This is a genomic window from Micromonospora sp. NPDC049359, from assembly GCF_044466585.1.
In the GTDB taxonomy this organism is placed as follows: Bacteria; Actinomycetota; Actinomycetes; order Mycobacteriales; family Micromonosporaceae; genus Micromonospora.
Genome location: NZ_JBITMW010000003.1, coordinates 537,311 through 554,370 on the forward strand (window position 1 = coordinate 537,311; position 17,060 = coordinate 554,370).

The window sequence follows — 17,060 nt, forward strand, 5'->3', positions numbered from 1 at the left end:
TCCGCATCCTTCGAAAGGTGACCATGGACTACCGCTACCACTGCGCCATCCCCGCCGTCGACGGCCGGAACACGCTGCCCTTCAATCCCTGCCGGCTGCTGGACTTCACCCTGCTGCGGCTGTCGGCCGGCGAGTCCTGGACCGGCGAGTCCGGTGACCGGGAGATCCTGGCCGTCATCCTCGGTGGCACGGCCAGCTTCACCGTCGCCGGCCGCCACTTCCCACAGGTCGGTGGGCGTCCGGACGTCTTCTCCGGCAAGCCGCACTCGGTCTACCTCCCGGCCGGCTCCTCGGTGACAGTCGAGGCGGTCACCGACGTGGAGATCGCCCTCCCCAGCGCCCCCAGCGACCTGAGCACCGACCCCTATGTCATCGCGCCGGAACAGGTCGTCAGCGGACGCTGGGGAGCGGCCAACTTCGGCCGCACCTACCACCAGATCCTCACCGAGATCTCCCAGCCGGACCTGCCCGCCCGCCGGCTCATCGTCGGCGAGACCTACACGCCCTCGGGCAACTGGAGCACCTACCCGCCGCACCGGCACAGAATCGACGACCTGCCCGCCGAGGCCGCGCACGAGGAGATGTACTACTACCGCGTCAACCCGGCGGACGGGTTCGGTATCAGCCGGGTCTATACCGACGACGGGTACGAGGAGAACGTCACCATCCGCGAGCACGTGATGCAGATGATGCCCGAGGGGTACCACACCGTGGTCAGCGCGCCCGGCTACACCACCTATTTCCTGTGGTTCCTGGCCGGCACCCAGCGCACCCAGGGCGCCCGCGAAGACGCCGCGCTCGCCTGGGTGGGCCAGACCGTACCGACCCTGCGCAGCTTGGGCCTGTAGCGATGGAAAACGCCGATTCTCTTCCCACGTTGATTGGACACGTCATGAAGCGGAGCAGACTGTTCCACGGCCACGTATCGCGGAGCACCCGGTCGCCGCGCCGACTCCTGGTCGCGCTGGTGGCCGCGTTGACGGCGCTGGTGGGTGGGGTGGTGGTGGTGTCCGCGCCGGCCGCCGCCGCGACGAGTCAGTTTCGGGGGATGAACTGGGCGGTGTTGGGGGACAACTTCAGCACCGGTCCGTTGGTGGTGCAGGGTCTGAGTATGTCGGACAGCAACGCGACGGTGCGGGCCAAGGCCACCTCGTTGTATGACGACATGGCCGCCACGTTGGGGGTGAACACCGTTCGGTTGCCGGTCAACACGCACACCGTCGGCACCGCGTGGTGGGAGGCGTACCGGGGGGCGATCGACGCGGCGACCGCTCGGGGGTTCAAGGTGATCCTGGCGTATTGGGAGGACGGGGCGGCCTCGGGCGGGCGGATCACGAACCTGGGGGCGTGGAACGCGATGTGGTCCACGGTGATCACGGCGTACGCATCGAATCCGAACGTGTACTTCGAGCCGATGAACGAGCCGCACGGCTACTCCTCGGCCGAGTGGCGGACCGTGGCGGCGAACTGGCTCACCGCGCACTCGGCGGCCCCGCCCGGGCGGGTGCTGATCGGGGGTACCGGGTTCAGTCAGGATCTGCGGGATCTGTGTACCGACAGTCGGTTCAGCGGCACGCTGCTGTCGTTCCACTACTACGCGTTCTTCTACGGCGCGATGACGTACGACGCGTTCCGCAGCCACATCCAGACCCGCCTGGGCTCCTGCGCCTCCCGGGCGGTCGCGACCGAGTTCGGCGCGCCCATGAACGACGGCCGTAACTACGCCGACCCGAACAGCACCGACAACTTCGTGCGGTACATCCGGGCCATGGCCCAGGTCATGCGGGACAACCAGATGGGCGGCACCTACTGGCCCGCCCTGGGCGGCAAACCCGGCAGCATCGGCTACGACTGGTACTCGATGTACGCGCTCAGCGGCGGCGGCACCGACCTCAACCTCACCGTTCGCAACACCTCCGGCGCCGACCGGCTGCGCTACGCCTGGGGCGACACCGTCGGTGGCGATCCCACCACGCCACCACCGAGCACCGGCACCACCTACCGCCTCGACGCCCGACACAGCGGCAAGACGATGACCGTCCAAGCGCCGGCCGCCGACAACGGCACCCGCATCGCCCAATACCCCTACACGGGCAGCCCCGCGCAACAGTGGCAGTTCCAGGACGCCGGCAGCGGCTACTGGCGCATCGTCAGCAAAAACAGCGGTAAATGCCTCGACATCGTCGGCGCCTCCACCGCCGACAACGCCGACCTGATCCAGTACACCTGCGGCACCGGCACCAACCAACAATTCCAGATGATCACCAACGGCAGCTACTTCCAACTCCGCGCCCGCCACAGCGGCAAATGCCTCGACGTCCCCGCCGCCTCGACCACCGACGGCACCATCATCAAGCAATACACCTGCAACAACGGCACCAACCAACAGTGGACGCGGACGACCGTCTGACAACCCACCCGGCAGCACCCCCGGCTCCGAGCTGTCGACCGGAGCCGGGGGTGCGTGCCGTCGCGACGACCTGCGCCACGGTCGTCGGGCGCTATCATCGGACGGCCGATCGGCCGGTCCTCACCCGGGAGTGTGCACGTGTTCCTGACGTCGGTGTCCCGCCGGGCCCGGTACGCGCTGACGGCCGCGTTGGTGGCCGTCACGGCTGCCGGTTGTGGCGACGGCAATGAGACGCAGCGATACGCCGACCACATACGGGTCGAGGGATTCACGCTGGTCAAGACCACGTACTCGAACGGCGAGGGTCAGTCCTATCTCGGGCCGGCCGGCGACGAGGTTCCGGTGGTCACCGCGCCCGGCCTCACCCTGAGCCCGGGTGGTACGGACCTGTCGTACCTGTTCTACGACTACCTGGCCACCGGCGAGGGCAGCGACGCGGACACCGGTGCCTGTCGGGTGACGGTGTACGAGATCCGGGACCGGACCAAGGCGGTGGCCTACCTCGATGACGACCTGAACAGCAGCCAACAGCAGGCGGTGCGCGACGGCACGTCCAGGATCGTGCACATCGACGTGCTCTGCGACGCGCAGGCCGACGTCTGAGCCGGTGCGGGTCGGCGGTTCGCCCGGCGGTTGTCCAGCTCCTGTCAAGTGCTCCTCAACTGGCGTTGCCTACAACTCCAGGTGCAGCGTTTTTCGCACCGCACAAAGGAGCCCTCATGGCCGACGTCACCCCACCGTCGTTCAGCGGCGTGCACCACGTCGCTTTCACCGTCCGAAACCTCGAGGCCAGCGTGGCCTGGTACCAGAAGGTCTTCCAGGCCACGCCCGCGGACGGCAAGCTCCCGCACTACGGGCGGGAGTGGACCGGGTACGCCGAGCTGGTCATCGATCCGCGTACCGGCTTCTCCATCGGTCTGCACCACAACGAGGGCAACCGGGGCGAGGAGTTCAACGAGGTCCGTACCGGCCTCGACCATTTCTCCCTCAACGTCGAGACGCGCGAGGGGCTTGAGGCCTGGTCCGCCTGGCTCGACAGCCTGGGCGTCGCGCACTCCGGCATCCAGACCGCGAGGGAGCCGTTCCGCTACTCGACCGTCGTCTTCCGGGACATCGACAACATCCAGCTCGAAGTTGTCGCCTTCGGCGTCTGAGCCGCCGGACCGTGGGTATGACCGCCGACGCGACGGACGGGGCGGTGCCGGCCCGATGATTCAAGGAGTGGAACATGACCAAGGTTCTGATGGTGTTGACCTCGCACGACCAGCTCGGTGACACCGGCCGCAAGACCGGGTTCTGGCTGGAGGAGCTGGCCACGCCCTACTACCGCTTCCGGGACGCCGGCTGGGAGGTGACGCTCGCCTCGCCGCAGGGCGGACGGGCGCCGCTGGACCCGAAGAGCGACGAGCCGGACTTCCAGACCGACCAGACCCGCCGGTTCACCGCGGACGCCGAGGCGGAACGCCAGCTGGGGGCGACGGTACGGCTCGACTCGGTCGCCGTCGCGGACTACGACACCGTCTTCTACCCGGGCGGCCACGGACCCCTGTGGGACCTCGCCGAGGACGACACGTCGATCAGGCTGATCGAGCAGGTCGTCGCGGCGGGCAAGCCGATCGCGCTGGTGTGCCACGCCCCGGGGGTGTTGCGGCACTGCGTGACGCCCGACGGCGAGCCTCTGGTGGCCGGCCGGCGGGTCACCGGCTTCACCGACAGCGAGGAGGAGTACATGGGCCTGACGAAGGTCGTGCCCTTCCTCGTCGAGGACGAGCTGGTCGCGAAGGGCGCCGACTTCTCCGGGGCGGGCAACTTCGAGCCGTACGTGGTGAGCGACGGGTTGCTCGTCACGGGCCAGAACCCGGCGTCCTCAGGGCCGGCGGCGGATCAGTTGATGTCCCTGGTGGGCCGTAGCGACGGGTAGCAGCCGTGACCTCCGTCCGGCGGGTGCCACCGCCCGCCGGACGGCGTCGTCGGGTGGCAACGCCGCCGGCGAAGTCAGCGGGACCGCACGGTGTGCACCGCGGAGACCGCACCGGCCCCCTCCCCGACGGCGGTCGCCACCCGCTTGGTGGAGCCGGAGCGGATGTCGCCCACCGCGAAGACGCGCGCGGAGCTGGTCTGGAACGGCAGCGGCGCGTCGTGCGTGCCGGGAGGCAGTCGGCTGTCGGTCAGCACGAAACCGCTGTCGTCCGTCGCGATGCCCGTCATCCATCCGGACTCCGGTTCGGCGCCGATGAAGCAGAACAGCCCTCGACAGTCCAACCGCGTGGGATCACCCTCCTTCGCCACGACGATCGCCGTCAGGGTGTCCTCTCCGTGCAGCTCCCGCAGGGTGCTGCCGGTGTGGACGGTGATCCTGGGATCGGCCCGGATCCGGTCGGTCAGGTACGCCGACATCTTGGCTCCGAGGTCGGCCGCGCGCACCACCAGGTGTACGGAGCAGCCGCGCGCGGCCAGGGAGAGCGCGGCCTGCCCGGCCGAATTGGCGCCGCCCAGCACGGCGACCGGCTGGGACTCGTACCCACGCACGTCCAGTTCGGTAGCCGCGTACCGGACGCAGCCGCTCTGCTCGAACTCCGCCCACCGCTCGATGTCGAGGCGTCGGTACCGCGCTCCGGTGGCCGCGATGACCGCGGACGTCCCGATCCGGGTGCCGTCCGCCAATTCCACGACCGGACGCCTCTGGTCGGAGACGTCGAGGCCGACCACCGCGCACGGCGCGTAGATCTGAACGCCGAACTTCAGCGCCTGGAGCATCGCCAGCCGGGCCAACTGCTCGCCGCTGACCCCCTCGGGGAAGCCGAGGTAGTTCTCGATGCGCGCGCTCTTGGCCGCCTGGCCGCCCAGGCCGGTGCCGTCCAGCAGCGCCGTGACGAGACCCTCGGAGGCGGCGTACACCGCCGCGGCCAGCCCGGCCGGCCCGGCGCCGACCACGACCAGGTCGGGGTCGCGCGCCGTGGCGACGTAGGTCAGACCGAGGGCCTCGGCGACCGTGCCGGGAGTGGCGCGACGCAGTACGCGGTTGCTGGTGACCGCGACCGGAAGGTCGTCCGCGCCGACGTCCTCCGCCCGCAGGAGCGCCCGCCCGGGCAGCGACGCCGCGTCGAGCCAGGTGTGCGGGAGGAGCATCTGGTTCACGTACGTCCGCAGCTCCAGCGACTCGGCCACGTGCGGCCGACCGACGATCTCCAGGGCGTTGCCGGCCACGCCGCGCATGAGCTCGCGCCGGGCCCGGAAGGTCTCGATCAGCACGTCGGCGATGTCGACCTGGTCGGCGAGCACTCGGCGCAGCTCGGGGGCGGTGATCCGGACGACCGTCCCGGCCGTCACGACGCGGACCGTGAGGAACACCTGCTGCCCGGTCAGCAGGCTCAGTTCGCCGAGGAACTCGCCCGGTCCACGCCGGTAGATCAGCCGTTCGGGCTCCAGCGCCGTCGCGTTGCGGACCGCCTCGGCAGTCGCCGTACGCAGCAGGAAGAAATCGTAGGTGCTGTCCCCGGCGGCGTACAGATGTTGGCCCTGACGCACCTCCTCCTCGGCGCCGTAGCTGGCGAGGCGGTCGAACTGCTCCGCGTCGAGGACAGGACCGTCGGCGTCTCGGGTGCTCACAGTCGAACGGTAGGTGCCCCGTGTTGACGAGGAGTGGATCGGCACTGAGTTCGCCGCGTCGTGTCACTCACCTCGGGCCGTGTTCATGGCCGGGGCGCCGCAGCCGCGACGGTTCGCCGGGGCCGACCGACGGTGGTGAGGTAGAGGACCAGGCCGGCGCTGGTGAGGACGAATCCCGCCCACACCGTGGAGAGGGTTCCCCAGCCGACGCCGAGGGCGATCGCGCCGCCGATCGCGCCGAGCGAGTTGGCGAGGTTGAGGGCGGCCAGGTTGAGCGCGCCCATGAGGGTCGGCGCGTCGGGTGCGAACTGGGTCAGCCGTACCTGGATGGCGGGAATGGCGAACATCATGGTCGCGCCGACGCCGAACAGCGCCGGCATGAGGATCAGAATCTCCCGGCCGGCGAGCCCGATGGCCACGAGCAGCACGAGGACGTAGCTGAACCCGTAGATCAGCGGTCGGCTGCCGTCGTGGTCGGCGGCGCGACCGCCGAAGTAGTTCCCGAACGCCATGCCGAGGCCGAAGACGGCCAGGGCGACCGGAATCAGCGACGTGCTCTCCCGTGCCGCGTCGGTGACGAACGGCCCGATGAAGGTGTAGACGGCGAAGATGCTGGAGATGCCGAGCGCCGCGACCGCGACCATGAGCCAGACCTCGCGTCGCCGGAGGGCGGCGAGTTCGTGCGCCACCGCGCCGCCGTGCAGGTCGTCGGTGCGCGGCAGCCACCCCAGGAGCGCCGCGCCGGCCAGCAGCCCCAGGCCGACCACGGTCCAGTAGGTCGCCCGCCACCCGGCCTGCTGGCCGACGAGGGTGCCGAGCGGCGAGCCGAGGATGGTGGCCACCGTCAGGCCGCCCATCACGGTGGCGAAGGCCCGGCCACCCTTGCCGGGACCGTAGACGTACGCGGCGACGACCGCCCCCGCGCCGAAGAACGCGCCCTGCACGCTTCCCGTGATGAAGCGGAAGACGACGAGGGTCGCGATGTTCGGGGCCAGGCCGGACAGGACGTTGCCGACCAGGAACAACGTGATCAGACCCAGCAGGAGGGTACGGCGGTTGGCGCGCGCCGCGAGAAGCGTGATCGCCGGTGAGCCGATCATGACGCCGAAGGCGTAGGCGCTGATCGCGTACGTCGCGACCGGGATGGACGCGCCCAGGTCCGCGGCGAAGAGTTGCAGGATCCCGTTGCTGCCGAACTCGCCGGTGCCGATGGCGAAGGTGCCCAGCGCCAGCGCGAGGAGGGTCAGTGCCGGGCGGGGACCGGGCCGAGCGGCGGTAGCCCGCTGCGCTGGAGCGTTCTGCTGGGGTTCGTCCGGATCGCCGTGGACGTCGGGATGCGCCGGCTGGAGCCGGGTGCTGTTCTCTGACGTGGTCATGGAGCCTTGTCCTCGCGCAGGGATGTCGTGCGCGGACATCCTGACGTCAGCCAGTTGACAGTTTCTGACGTTTGTCGGACCGGGCGGATGTCCTCGCGTCCTGGGCGAGCAGCAGGAGCGCGGCCAGCGTCAGCAGTCCACCGACGAGCGCGAGCACGCGCGCTCCCGACGTGGGCAGGAGGGCGCCGCCGAGCAGCGATCCGCCGGCGATGCCGACGTTGAAGGCGGTGCTGACGCCGGCCGACGCGATGTCGGTGCTGCCGGGAGCCAGGTGCAGCATCCGGTTCTGCACGGCGGACGCGAACGCCGCGTAGGCGAGGCCGAGCCCGGCGAGGAACGCGACCGCGCCGGGTCGGAGCACGCCGAGTCCGTACATGCCGAACAGCGCGGCCGTACCGATGCCCAGCGGCGTCAGCAGCGAGGCGATCGGCCGGGCGTCCAGGGTCCGGGCCGAGAGCAGGGTGCCGACGACGGCCGCGACACCGGCGGTGAACAGCAGCGGCGTCAGGGCCGCGTCGGTGAAGCCGCTGACGTCCAGCAGGAACGGTGCGATGTAGGTCTGCAGGGTCAGGAAGCCGCCGACGCCGAGGGCGGTGGCGGTCAGTAGCACGGCGAAGCGCCGCCCGTCCGGTGCGGTGCCCCGGGCCGCGCCGCCAGCCTCCGGCGGGTACGTGGGCACCAGGACGAGCACCGCGGTGGCGATCACCAGACCGATCCCCGCCAGCGCCGCGAACGACGCGCGCCAACCTGCCTGCTGACCGATCCAGGTGCCGAGGGGTACGCCGAGCACCGGCGCGAGCGTCACTCCGGCCCCGAACAGCGCCACCACCCGGCCCCGCACCGCGAGGGGGAAGGGCCCGATCACCGTCGCCGTGGCGATGGACCAGAACAGCGCCTGGGCCACAGCGGTCACGAGCCGGGCGCCGGCCAGCATGGCGTACGTGTGCGCGAGCGCGGCGGTGCCGTTCGCGGCGGCGAACAGGAACATCGTCACGCCGAGCAGGTGTCGACGGGGGATTCGCCGGGTCAGCCGGGCCAGCGGGACGGACGCCAGCACGACCACGACGGCGTACCCGCTGACCAGCAGACCCACCCGCGAGTGGGACCGGTCGAGGTCGACCGCGATGTGGGTCAGCAGGCCGACCGGCAGCAGCTCGGTCGTGACGAACGCGAACGCGGCCAGGGAGAGCGTGACGAGGACGGCCCTGGCCCTGGACGGCGACACCTGGGGCGTCACCGTCGGGGCCACCGTCCGGTGGGCGCTTGACGGTGGAGACCGCGCCGATATAATTCATCGAACCGGGATGTCATCAGATGAGGAAACTCCTCCGTTCGGCACGTACATACCCGTCGAGTCGAGCCGGCCCGCCGTTCGAGCAGCGTGGAGGCCTTGTGTCCACTATAGATTCGCCGCTGGCGGCTGTCCGGCACGATCTGCCCGCGCACGGCACGGGCTGGGTCGACGACGTCCTGCTGGCCGGGCCGGGCAACGAGACCTGCCTCGTCCTCGGCATGCCGATCACGCGGGCGCAGCTGCGCGCCGAGGTGGCCTCCCGGCAGGCCCGGCTCACCGACGCCGGGCTGCGTCCGGGCGGCGCGATAGCGCTGCGACTGCCCTCCTCGCTGGCGTACGTGGCCAACCTGCTCGCCGCCTGGCGGATCGGGGCCCAGGTGACGCTGCTCGACCACCGGCTCTCGCGCGGCGAGGTCGAGCGGGCGCTCGAACGGGTCGGCGCGCAGTTCCTCGTCCAACCCGTCGACGCCGTGCTCCCGCCCCTGCGCGGCTTCGTGACCGTCGACGAGACGGTCATCGCACGCCCGGCCGGTCGGCCGGCGTCGACGCCGCACGCCCTCATCCAGCTGAGCTCCGGGTCCACCGGCCCGTCGAAGGTCATCGGCCGCACCGTCGACGACCTCGTCGCCGAGATCGAGCGCTACACGCTCACCGACGGCGTGCCCCGCCCCGGCGAGCGGCTCGTGCTGCTCGCGTCGATGGCGCACGTGCTCGGCCTGGTCGGCGGCCTGCTCTACGCCCTGCACGCCCGCGTCACGCTCACGCTGCCGGAGCGGATGACGGTGGGCGGCGTGCTGGGCGTCATCGCGGGGGACTCCACGCCGACCACGGTGATCGGCGTGCCCGTCCACCTCGAAATGCTGATGGCCGGCCGTCCCGCCGGGCCGTTGCCGCAGTTCGTACGGATGACCACGGCGGGCGAGCTGGTCCGGCCCGGCGTTCCCGAGCGCTTCGCGGAGTGCTACGACACCGTGTTGGGCAACATGTACGGGATGACCGAGGTCGGCGTCATCGCCACCGACCTGTTCGGCGCGCACCGGCCCGGCGTACGCCCGGCGCCCGGGATCGACGTACGGGTCGTCGACGGTGAGCTGCAGGTCCGTCGGCCGGTCACCCCGTACGTGGGGCTCGTCGACGAGAGTCGCTGGTCCGACGGCTGGCTACGCACCCGTGACGCCGCCACGCTCGACCCCGCCACGGGGCTGGTCACGATCCGCGGTCGCCTCGACTCGCAGGTGTCCATCGGGGGCCTCAAGGTCGACCTCACCGAAGTCGAACAGGCCATCCTCGACCTGCCCGGCGTCACCGAGGTGGTCGTGACGTTCGACGGCGGCGCCATCGAGGCGTACACGGCCGTCGACCAGCCGTTGACCGGCCGTGAGCTGGACGCCGCGTTGGAGGACGTCCTGGCCCCGTACAAGCGACCGCTGCGGTGGCAGATCCTGGAACGGCTGCCGCGTACGTCCAGCGGCAAGCTGGTCCGCGACGTCGCCGTGTTGCGTCGGGCGTCGGCCGAGCCGACGTCGTCATGATGCCCCGGGACGGGACGTGGGTGGCGCGGCGGCCGACCGGCCGTCATGACGCGGGCGCCTCCGGTGGGTCGACGAGCAGTCCGATGCCACCGGTGTCGCCCTGGTCCGGTCGGTCCTGTCCGGCGACGGCCAGCACCAGGCCCTCGGGGAGGAGGCCGCAGGCCACCTCGGCCCGGCTACCGGGCACGGGGCGCAACGGCAGCGACCCCGGCGGATCCGGCCAGACTGGCGGCAGCACCAGCGGCTGCCGCAGGCCGCCGCCGCGCAGGCCGGTGCCGCGCGCCTTGCCGATGGCCTCCTTCTGGGTCCACAGCCAGAGGAACGCGCTGGTGTGCAGCGCCTCCGGCTGGTCGGTCAGCCAGTCGGCGTCGGCCGGCGCCATCCAGCGTCGAGCCAACGCCGCGCCGGGCAGCGCGCGTTCGCGCTCGACGTCCACGCCGACCGGAGTCACCGCGGAGACAGCCACCGCCACCACGCCGCGCCCGTGGCTGATGCTCGCGTGCAGCCCGCGTGCCGCGCCGGTGAGCCTCGGCCGGCCGGTCTGGTCCCGTGCCACGCCAACGTTGGCGGCCGGCACGCCGAGCAGGTCGGCAGCGGTGCTGACCAGATGCTCCGACGCCCGGCCCCTGGGGTCGCCGGTGATCGTCGCAATCCGCACCACGACCCATTCCATGGGAGGAGTCAAGCAATGTCAGATGAGGTTCGCCAGTCCATCGTCGATGCGCTGGCCCAGATGAACTACGACGTCGACGACGTCACCGGCGACACGGTGCTCGGCCCCGCCGGGCTGGACCTGGAGTCGCTGGCCGTCGCCGAACTCGCGGTCCGCGTCGAGGACACCTTCGGCGTCAAGTTCACCGACGAGGAGTTGGAGAAGCTGGCCGACTACACGCTCGACCGGTTCGCCGCCGAGGTGGCCGGGCGCGCGGAGCCAGCGCGGAGCGCCCCCGTCGCACCGGCCACCTCGGCGGAGTGAGGGTGGGCGACAGCGATCGCCGCGACGAGATCCTGTCGATCCTCGCCGACGTGGGCTACCGGAGTGTCGACGCCTCGCGTGAGCGCATCGACTCGCTGGAGCTCGCCCGGCTGGTCTACGAGATAGAGCGGCGCTACGGCCTCGACCTCGACCTCGACGACGACGAGCTGGCGGCGATGTCCACGGTGACCGGTGCGGCGGAGATCCTCAGTCGTCTTACCCTGACGGCGGCGGAGTCGGAGTGACCCGCTCGACTGTCGTGGTCACCGGACTGGGCCTCCTGACGGCCCACGGCCGCGGCCCCGCGCCGCTGCTGGCGGCGGTGCTGGCCGGGAAGCCCGCGTTCGGCGAGGTCCGTCGCTTCGACCCGGGCCGTAGCCGGGTACGAGCGGCGGCCACCCTCGCCGACACCGAAGACCTGGCCGCCGAGGTGGTCGCCGTCGTGGCGGACGCCTGCGACGACGCCGGGTTGGCACACCGGCGCGGCGAGTGCGCGCTGTACTTCGCCACCGGCACGGGCACCAGCGTGGTCCGCGCCGGAGGATCGGGCAACGGGCCGGCCGTGTTGGCCGCCACCGTGGCCCGGCGAACCGGCCTCGGCGGCGTCGCGCGGGTCTACACGTCGGCGTGTGTGGCGGGCAGCACCGCGCTGGCCGAGGCCGCCTCGATGATCGCCCGGGGTCGGTGCGAGCGGGCCGTGGTCGCCGGGGGCTTCCTCGTCGACGCCGACCACCAGGCCCTCTTCGACGCCGGCCGGGCCCTGGCCGACGACGGCGCCGTCCGCCCGTTCAGCAACGGCCGGCGCGGCATGCTGCTGGGCGACGCGGTCGTCGCCGTGGTGCTGGAGTCGGCGGCCGCCGCCCAGGGACGGGGCGGTCGGGTGCGGTCCCGGCTGGCCGGCTGGGCCCGGGCCGGCGACGCCTACCACGTCTGCCAGCCCGATCCGGGTGGCGCCGGGATGGGCTCGGCCATCCGCGCCGGCCTGGCCCGGGCCGGCGTGACGCCGCAGGAGTTGGCGTACGTTAACGCCAACGGCACCGGCACGACACGTGCCGACGCGGCCGAGAGCAGCGCGTTGCGCGTCGGCCTCGGCACGGCGGTCGAGTCGGTGGCGGTGAGCTCGACCAAGTCCGTGCACGGGCATGCCCTGGAGGCGTCCGGCCTGCTGGAGTTCGCGGTCACCGCGCTGGCCCTCGACGCCGGCCGGTTGCCGGTCAATGCCGGCTTCATCGAGGCGGACCCGCAGTGCCCGGTACGGGTGGTGCGCGAGCCCGGCCCGATGGTCGGCCGGTACGCCCTGAGCTGCAACTTCGCGTTCGGTGGCGCCAACACCGCTCTGGTGCTGGGGGCGGTGTGACCGGCCTCGACACCGCTTCAGGCGCGGTCCGTGAGCTGGCCCGCGCGGCGTGGCCCGAGCCCGGCGACGCCGGCCGGCCACCCGCGGTCCGCGGGTTCGTCGCCTCGCCGTTCCCCCCGCTCGTCGTGGCCGTCGCCAGCCGCTGCCTGCGACGGCGCGCCGGCGCGGGTGCCCACGGGCCGACCGCCGTCGTCCTGGTCAGCGCGTACGCCGACCAGGCCACCGCGGCGGCCATCGCCGGGGAGGTGGACGGTGGCCGGCGGGTGTCGCCGATGTACTTCTTCCAATCCGTGCCGAACTCGGTCCTCGGCCACGTCGCCACCGAGTGGGCCCTGACCGGACCGGTCGTGTCGCTCAGCCCGAGCGGCGATCCGTTCGGCGAGGGCCGGGCGGTGGCGGAGGGCCTGTTCGCCGACGGGGACGCGGCGGAGGCGCTGGTGATCGTCGTCGAGCACGACACCGACCCGGCCCAGCCCACCGGCGCGACGGCCCTGCTGCTCACGCCGGACCACGAGATGACCAGGCCGCCGACCGGCGGCGGACAAGGCGGTTGACATGACCGGATCGACCCGACCCTCGGCCACCATCACCGGTATGGGGCTGGTGACGCCCGTCGGGCGGGGGGTAACGGACTTCTTCGCGGCGATCTGCAACGGGCGCTCCGGGCTGGTGCGCCCGCCCGAGGGGCACGGCGCGGCCGCCGCCACGGAGGTGGTCGGGATCGCCCCGGACATCGACCCCACCACCGTGTTGCCGCCCAACGAGGTGCTGGCCGCCGACCGGTTCCTGATCATGGGTCTGGCCGCCGCCGACGACGCGATGCGTGACGCCGGCCTGGAGGTCGGCCGCGACGTCGACCCACTGCGGGTCGCCGTGGTCGTCTCCAGTGGCGCGGGTGGCCTCACCACCTACGAGGCGCAGGCCAAGGCCCGCGTGGAGCGCGGCCGCACCGCCGTGAGCGCGTACCTCTATCCGGGTTTCCTCCCCAACATGGCCGCCGCGCGCATTGCCATCAGGTACGGCATCCAGGGCTACAGCTCGTGCATCGCGACCGCCTGCGCGGCCAGCGCGCACGCCGTGGCGGAGGCGCTGCGACTCATCCGGTCCGGCGACGCGGACGTGGTCGTGTGCGGTGGGGCGGAGTCACCGCTCGGGCCGACCGGCACCGCCGGTTTCGCCAACGCGCGGGCGCTCGCCACCGGCTGGTCCGACCCGACGCAGGCGAGCCGCCCGTTCGACCGGCGACGCAACGGCTTCGTGCTCGGCGAGGGCGCCGGGATCCTGGTCGTCGAGCGCGCCGAGCACGCGGACGCGCGCGGGGTTGCCGGCTACGCCGACATCATCGGGTGGGGCGCCACCACCGACGCCTTCCACCCCACGTCGCCGCGGGCGGACGGCGCCGGCGCCGCGCAGAGCATGCGCCGGGCGGTCGCCGACGCCGGCGTCGCGCCCACCGACGTCGACTACATCAACGCCCACGGCACGAGCACCAAACGGGGCGACCTGGCCGAGACCCGCGCCGTCCACAGCGCATTCGGTACGCACGCCCCGGCGGTCAGCTCCACCAAGGGCGTGACCGGGCACCTGCTGGGCAGCGCCGGAGCCGTCGAGGCGGCGGCGACGGCCCTGGCGGTCACCTACGGGATGCTGCCGCCGACCAACAACCTGGACGATCCGGACCCGGCCTGCGACCTCGACCACGTGCGGGGTCAGGCGCGTCCGGTCCGGCCCCGCGCGGTCCTGTCCAACTCCTTCGCGTTCGGCGGACACAACGTCAGCCTGATGTTCGGTCCGCCCTCCACGGCGCGGGTCCGGGAGGCGGACCCGGCGGCGGCGGTCACCACCACGGATCAACGATGAGAGGAGCGCGATGACAACGACGGAATTCACGCTGACCGACGAGGAGCGGGCCGCGCTGCCCACCGACGAGGACGTCCGGTCGTACGCCGAGCGGGGCTGGTACCTCAGCCAGAAGCTGCTCACCGACGACGAGGTGGACACGCTCGTCGAGGCCACCGAGCGGTTCTACGCGGGTCACCGCGACCGGCGGTTGCCCCGGCGGCCGGCGAAGCTGGCCTACTGGGAGCCGGAACACGGCGACGTGCAGCGACACAACGACTACGTGCACTACGAGAGCGACGAGGTCGCCGCGATCCTGCGCAAGCCGATCATCGGCGCGGTCGCGGCGCGGCTGGCGGAGGCGGCCGAGATCCGGGTGTTCCAGAGCACCTTGATCCTCAAGCCGCCGAGCCCCGGCGAGCCGACCAACATCGTGCCCTGGCACTTCGACCGTCACTACTGGCAGACCTGCACCTCCGAGCGGATGCTGACCGCCTTCATCCCGATGCACGAGTGCACCGAGGAGATGGGCACGATCACGATGGTCGACGGCAGCCACACCTGGAAGGAGGTCGGGGGCGACGACAAGACCACGCGGCACTTCGCCGAGCGCGACCGTTCCGAGCTGGAGGATCTGCTCGTCAACAACGCCGAGTACAACGGCGCGCAGGTCAACAAGATCCCGATGCACATCCCCAAGGGCCACATGAGCTTCCACCACTGCCGTACGTACCACGGCAGTGGGGCCAACCGGAGTCCGCGCGCCCGGCGCGCCATCTCTCTGCACCTGCAGGACGGCGACAACCGCTACCGGCGGTTCCACCGCTCCGACGGCGACCTCGTCGTCTACAACCACGATTCCCTGGTACGCCGTGACGAGGCGGGTCTGCCCGACTACAGCGACCCGCAGTTCTGCCCGGTTCTCTGGCGCTCCTCGAACCCGCAGAGCGAGACGGCATGACCGTTGGCACGCCCCGGCCCGTGGCAGTCGCACGGGACCGGGGCGACAGCCGGCGCGATCCGCTGCTGTGGCCGGAGGAGTGCCTCTTCGCGGTGGCCCTCACCCTCGTCGCCGCGCTCGCCCTCGTCACCGGCGCGGTCTCCTGGGCGATGATCGCCGCGTCGACCGTGCTGGTCGGCGCGCTGATCGCCGGGTTCGCGCTGTCCCGGCGCCGCCGCGCCGCCGCGTCGGGGCCGGCGGTGCTCGACGCGCGGGTGGGCGGCCCGGCGAGGGTGGCCAGGTTCGTCGGCGGGGTCGCCCGGACGGCGGTGCCGTTCCTGTCCTGCCTGGTGATCTACTCAAGTCTGCGCGACATCACCCCGGAGCTGGACTTTCCGCTCGTCGATCCCGCGTTGATCGAGTTCGACCGCGCGGTCTTCGGCGGCGACGTCAGCCGTTGGCTCAACGACACCCTCGGCTCACCCGCGTTGACGCTGTTCATGGCGATCTGCTACCTGAGCTACGGCCTCTCCCAGGGGGCGTACGCCATCTTTTCGTACGTGCGGGGCCATGTGCGCGAGTACCACGACTTCGCGCTCGCGATCTCCATCACCGCGGTGGTCGGCTACTCCGGCTACGTGCTGGTGCCGGGGGTGGGTCCGCACATCTACCAGACCGACGTCTACGCCGACCCGCTCCCCGGTCACGAGGGATCGATCGGCGGCGCGCTGGACGCCATCACCGCCGTCCAGGGTCCGGCGCGGGATCTCTTTCCCAGCCTGCACACCGCCATGACGGTGGTGCTGATGGTGTATCTGTGGCGCGACGCCCGTCGCCTGTTCTGGTGGTACCTGCCGATCGGCCTGGGGTTGCTGCTGTCCACGTTGTACCTACGCAAGCACTACGCCGTCGACCTGCTGGCCGGGACAGTTCTCGCGGTGCTGGCCGTGGTGGTGGCCGGGCGGGTCAACCGCTGGTGGTACCGGCCCCGGATCGACCCACCCGCCGAAGCAGCTCGGTCATCCGCGCCGTAACGGCGTCGACGACCTGCGGGTGGTCGAGGATGAAGTGCCCGCCGTCCACGACGGTCAGGTCGAAGCGTTCCGCCGTCTCCTGCTGCCAGGCCAGCGCGCCCGCCGCGTCGGCCATCCGATCGTGGCGGCCCACCAGGGCGGCGATCGGACACCCCAACGCCGTCCGGGGTGGGCGGGCGTAGGTCTCCGCCAGCCGCAGGTCGGTCCGCAGCACCGGCAGGGCGAGCCGTATCAGCGCCGGTTCGGCGAGGACCTCGGCCGGGGTGCCGCCGAGACGTCCCAGCGATTCGATCAGCCGGTCGTCGTCCAACCCGTGCAGAGGGCGGTGGGCGAGACCGGCGGCGGGCCCGTTGCGCCCCGCGACGATCACCAGCTCGGGGCCCGGGCCGGTGCGCGCCAGCGTCGCCGCCACCTCGTACGCCAGCAGCGCGCCGAAGCTCTGCCCGGCCAGGGCGTACGGACCCGACAGGCGGCCGCGCACCGCGTCGCACGCGGCGGTCACCAGCCGGGGCCAGTCGTCGATCGCCGGCTCCTGTCGGCGGGTGCCGTGGCCGGGCAGCTCCACCGGCTCGACGACCACTCCGGCCGGCAGCCACCGCCTCCACCTGGTGAAATGCGACGCTGAGCCACCGGCGGCCGGGAAGCCGAACACCGTCAACGACGGTGGACCTGAACGCCCGTTATTCCGTGCTT

Annotated in this window: 18 protein-coding genes; 13 read left to right on the top strand and 5 right to left on the bottom strand. The window is 71.8% G+C overall.

Annotated features, from left to right (window positions below; translation table 11 throughout):
* Positions 1–23 precede the first annotated feature (23 nt).
* The 5 genes from iolB to ACIBTX_RS10980 all read left to right on the top strand — a co-directional run bounded on the left by iolB (position 24) and on the right by ACIBTX_RS10980 (position 4,331).
* Positions 24–848, top strand: coding sequence for a 5-deoxy-glucuronate isomerase (gene iolB, locus ACIBTX_RS10960; protein WP_357170542.1), 825 nt, complete (start codon positions 24–26; stop codon positions 846–848).
* A 44-nt stretch (positions 849–892) separates the two neighbouring features.
* Positions 893–2,410, top strand: coding sequence for an RICIN domain-containing protein (locus ACIBTX_RS10965; protein ID WP_357392599.1), 1,518 nt, complete (start codon positions 893–895; stop codon positions 2,408–2,410).
* A gap of 138 nt (positions 2,411–2,548) precedes the next feature.
* Positions 2,549–3,013, top strand: coding sequence for a hypothetical protein (locus tag ACIBTX_RS10970; RefSeq protein WP_357125167.1), 465 nt, complete (start codon positions 2,549–2,551; stop codon positions 3,011–3,013).
* A 116-nt stretch (positions 3,014–3,129) separates the two neighbouring features.
* Positions 3,130–3,564, top strand: coding sequence for a VOC family protein (locus tag ACIBTX_RS10975; protein WP_357125170.1), 435 nt, complete (start codon positions 3,130–3,132; stop codon positions 3,562–3,564).
* A gap of 74 nt (positions 3,565–3,638) precedes the next feature.
* Positions 3,639–4,331, top strand: coding sequence for a type 1 glutamine amidotransferase domain-containing protein (locus tag ACIBTX_RS10980; protein ID WP_357125173.1), 693 nt, complete (start codon positions 3,639–3,641; stop codon positions 4,329–4,331).
* A 74-nt stretch (positions 4,332–4,405) separates the two neighbouring features.
* On the opposite strand, the gene ACIBTX_RS10985 is transcribed toward ACIBTX_RS10980, so the two are convergent.
* The 3 genes from ACIBTX_RS10985 to ACIBTX_RS10995 form a co-directional block, all read right to left on the bottom strand.
* Positions 4,406–6,019, bottom strand: coding sequence for an FAD-dependent oxidoreductase (locus ACIBTX_RS10985; protein WP_396832386.1), 1,614 nt, complete (start codon positions 6,017–6,019; stop codon positions 4,406–4,408).
* Between the two features lie 83 nt (positions 6,020–6,102).
* Positions 6,103–7,395, bottom strand: a complete 1,293-nt coding sequence (locus ACIBTX_RS10990; RefSeq protein ID WP_396832387.1) for an MFS transporter — start codon at positions 7,393–7,395, stop codon at positions 6,103–6,105.
* A 46-nt stretch (positions 7,396–7,441) separates the two neighbouring features.
* Complete coding sequence (locus ACIBTX_RS10995; RefSeq protein ID WP_357392597.1) at positions 7,442–8,632, bottom strand: MFS transporter; 1,191 nt, start codon at positions 8,630–8,632, stop codon at positions 7,442–7,444.
* A gap of 164 nt (positions 8,633–8,796) precedes the next feature.
* On the opposite strand from ACIBTX_RS10995, the gene ACIBTX_RS11000 reads away from it, so the two are divergent.
* Complete coding sequence (locus tag ACIBTX_RS11000) at positions 8,797–10,221, top strand: class I adenylate-forming enzyme family protein (RefSeq protein WP_357125706.1); 1,425 nt, start codon at positions 8,797–8,799, stop codon at positions 10,219–10,221.
* Between the two features lie 43 nt (positions 10,222–10,264).
* On the opposite strand, the gene ACIBTX_RS11005 is transcribed toward ACIBTX_RS11000, so the two are convergent.
* On the bottom strand, positions 10,265–10,894 hold the full coding sequence (locus ACIBTX_RS11005; protein WP_357125185.1) for a 4'-phosphopantetheinyl transferase superfamily protein: 630 nt from the start codon (positions 10,892–10,894) through the stop codon (positions 10,265–10,267).
* Positions 10,895–10,909: 15 nt separating this feature from the next.
* Here ACIBTX_RS11005 and ACIBTX_RS11010 point away from each other — a divergent pair, with 15 nt between their 5' ends.
* Genes ACIBTX_RS11010 through ACIBTX_RS11040 form a run of 7 tightly spaced genes read left to right on the top strand, consistent with a single transcriptional unit; the run spans position 10,910 to position 16,367 of the window.
* Positions 10,910–11,197, top strand: a complete 288-nt coding sequence (locus tag ACIBTX_RS11010) for an acyl carrier protein (protein ID WP_357125188.1) — start codon at positions 10,910–10,912, stop codon at positions 11,195–11,197.
* Between the two features lie 2 nt (positions 11,198–11,199).
* Complete coding sequence (locus tag ACIBTX_RS11015) at positions 11,200–11,442, top strand: hypothetical protein (protein WP_357125192.1); 243 nt, start codon at positions 11,200–11,202, stop codon at positions 11,440–11,442.
* Positions 11,439–12,554 carry a beta-ketoacyl synthase N-terminal-like domain-containing protein gene (locus tag ACIBTX_RS11020; RefSeq protein ID WP_357125195.1) on the top strand — a complete coding sequence of 372 codons (1,116 nt, stop codon included), beginning with the start codon at positions 11,439–11,441 and terminating at the stop codon, positions 12,552–12,554. The genes ACIBTX_RS11015 and ACIBTX_RS11020 overlap by 4 nt, the downstream gene beginning before the upstream one ends.
* Positions 12,551–13,108, top strand: coding sequence for a beta-ketoacyl synthase chain length factor (locus tag ACIBTX_RS11025; protein ID WP_357125198.1), 558 nt, complete (start codon positions 12,551–12,553; stop codon positions 13,106–13,108). Before ACIBTX_RS11020 ends, ACIBTX_RS11025 begins: the two co-directional genes overlap by 4 nt.
* A gap of 1 nt (position 13,109) precedes the next feature.
* Entirely contained in the window at positions 13,110–14,414 is a 1,305-nt protein-coding gene (locus ACIBTX_RS11030) for a beta-ketoacyl-[acyl-carrier-protein] synthase family protein (RefSeq protein ID WP_357125201.1), read from the top strand.
* Between the two features lie 10 nt (positions 14,415–14,424).
* Positions 14,425–15,354 carry a phytanoyl-CoA dioxygenase family protein gene (locus ACIBTX_RS11035; RefSeq protein WP_357125204.1) on the top strand — a complete coding sequence of 310 codons (930 nt, stop codon included), beginning with the start codon at positions 14,425–14,427 and terminating at the stop codon, positions 15,352–15,354.
* A gap of 20 nt (positions 15,355–15,374) precedes the next feature.
* Positions 15,375–16,367 carry a phosphatase PAP2 family protein gene (locus tag ACIBTX_RS11040; RefSeq protein ID WP_357125207.1) on the top strand — a complete coding sequence of 331 codons (993 nt, stop codon included), beginning with the start codon at positions 15,375–15,377 and terminating at the stop codon, positions 16,365–16,367.
* Here ACIBTX_RS11040 and ACIBTX_RS11045 read toward each other — a convergent pair.
* Positions 16,300–17,019 carry an alpha/beta fold hydrolase gene (locus tag ACIBTX_RS11045; protein WP_357169055.1) on the bottom strand — a complete coding sequence of 240 codons (720 nt, stop codon included), beginning with the start codon at positions 17,017–17,019 and terminating at the stop codon, positions 16,300–16,302. The two genes, ACIBTX_RS11040 and ACIBTX_RS11045, sit on opposite strands and share 68 nt — an antisense overlap.
* Positions 17,020–17,060: the final 41 nt, after the last annotated feature.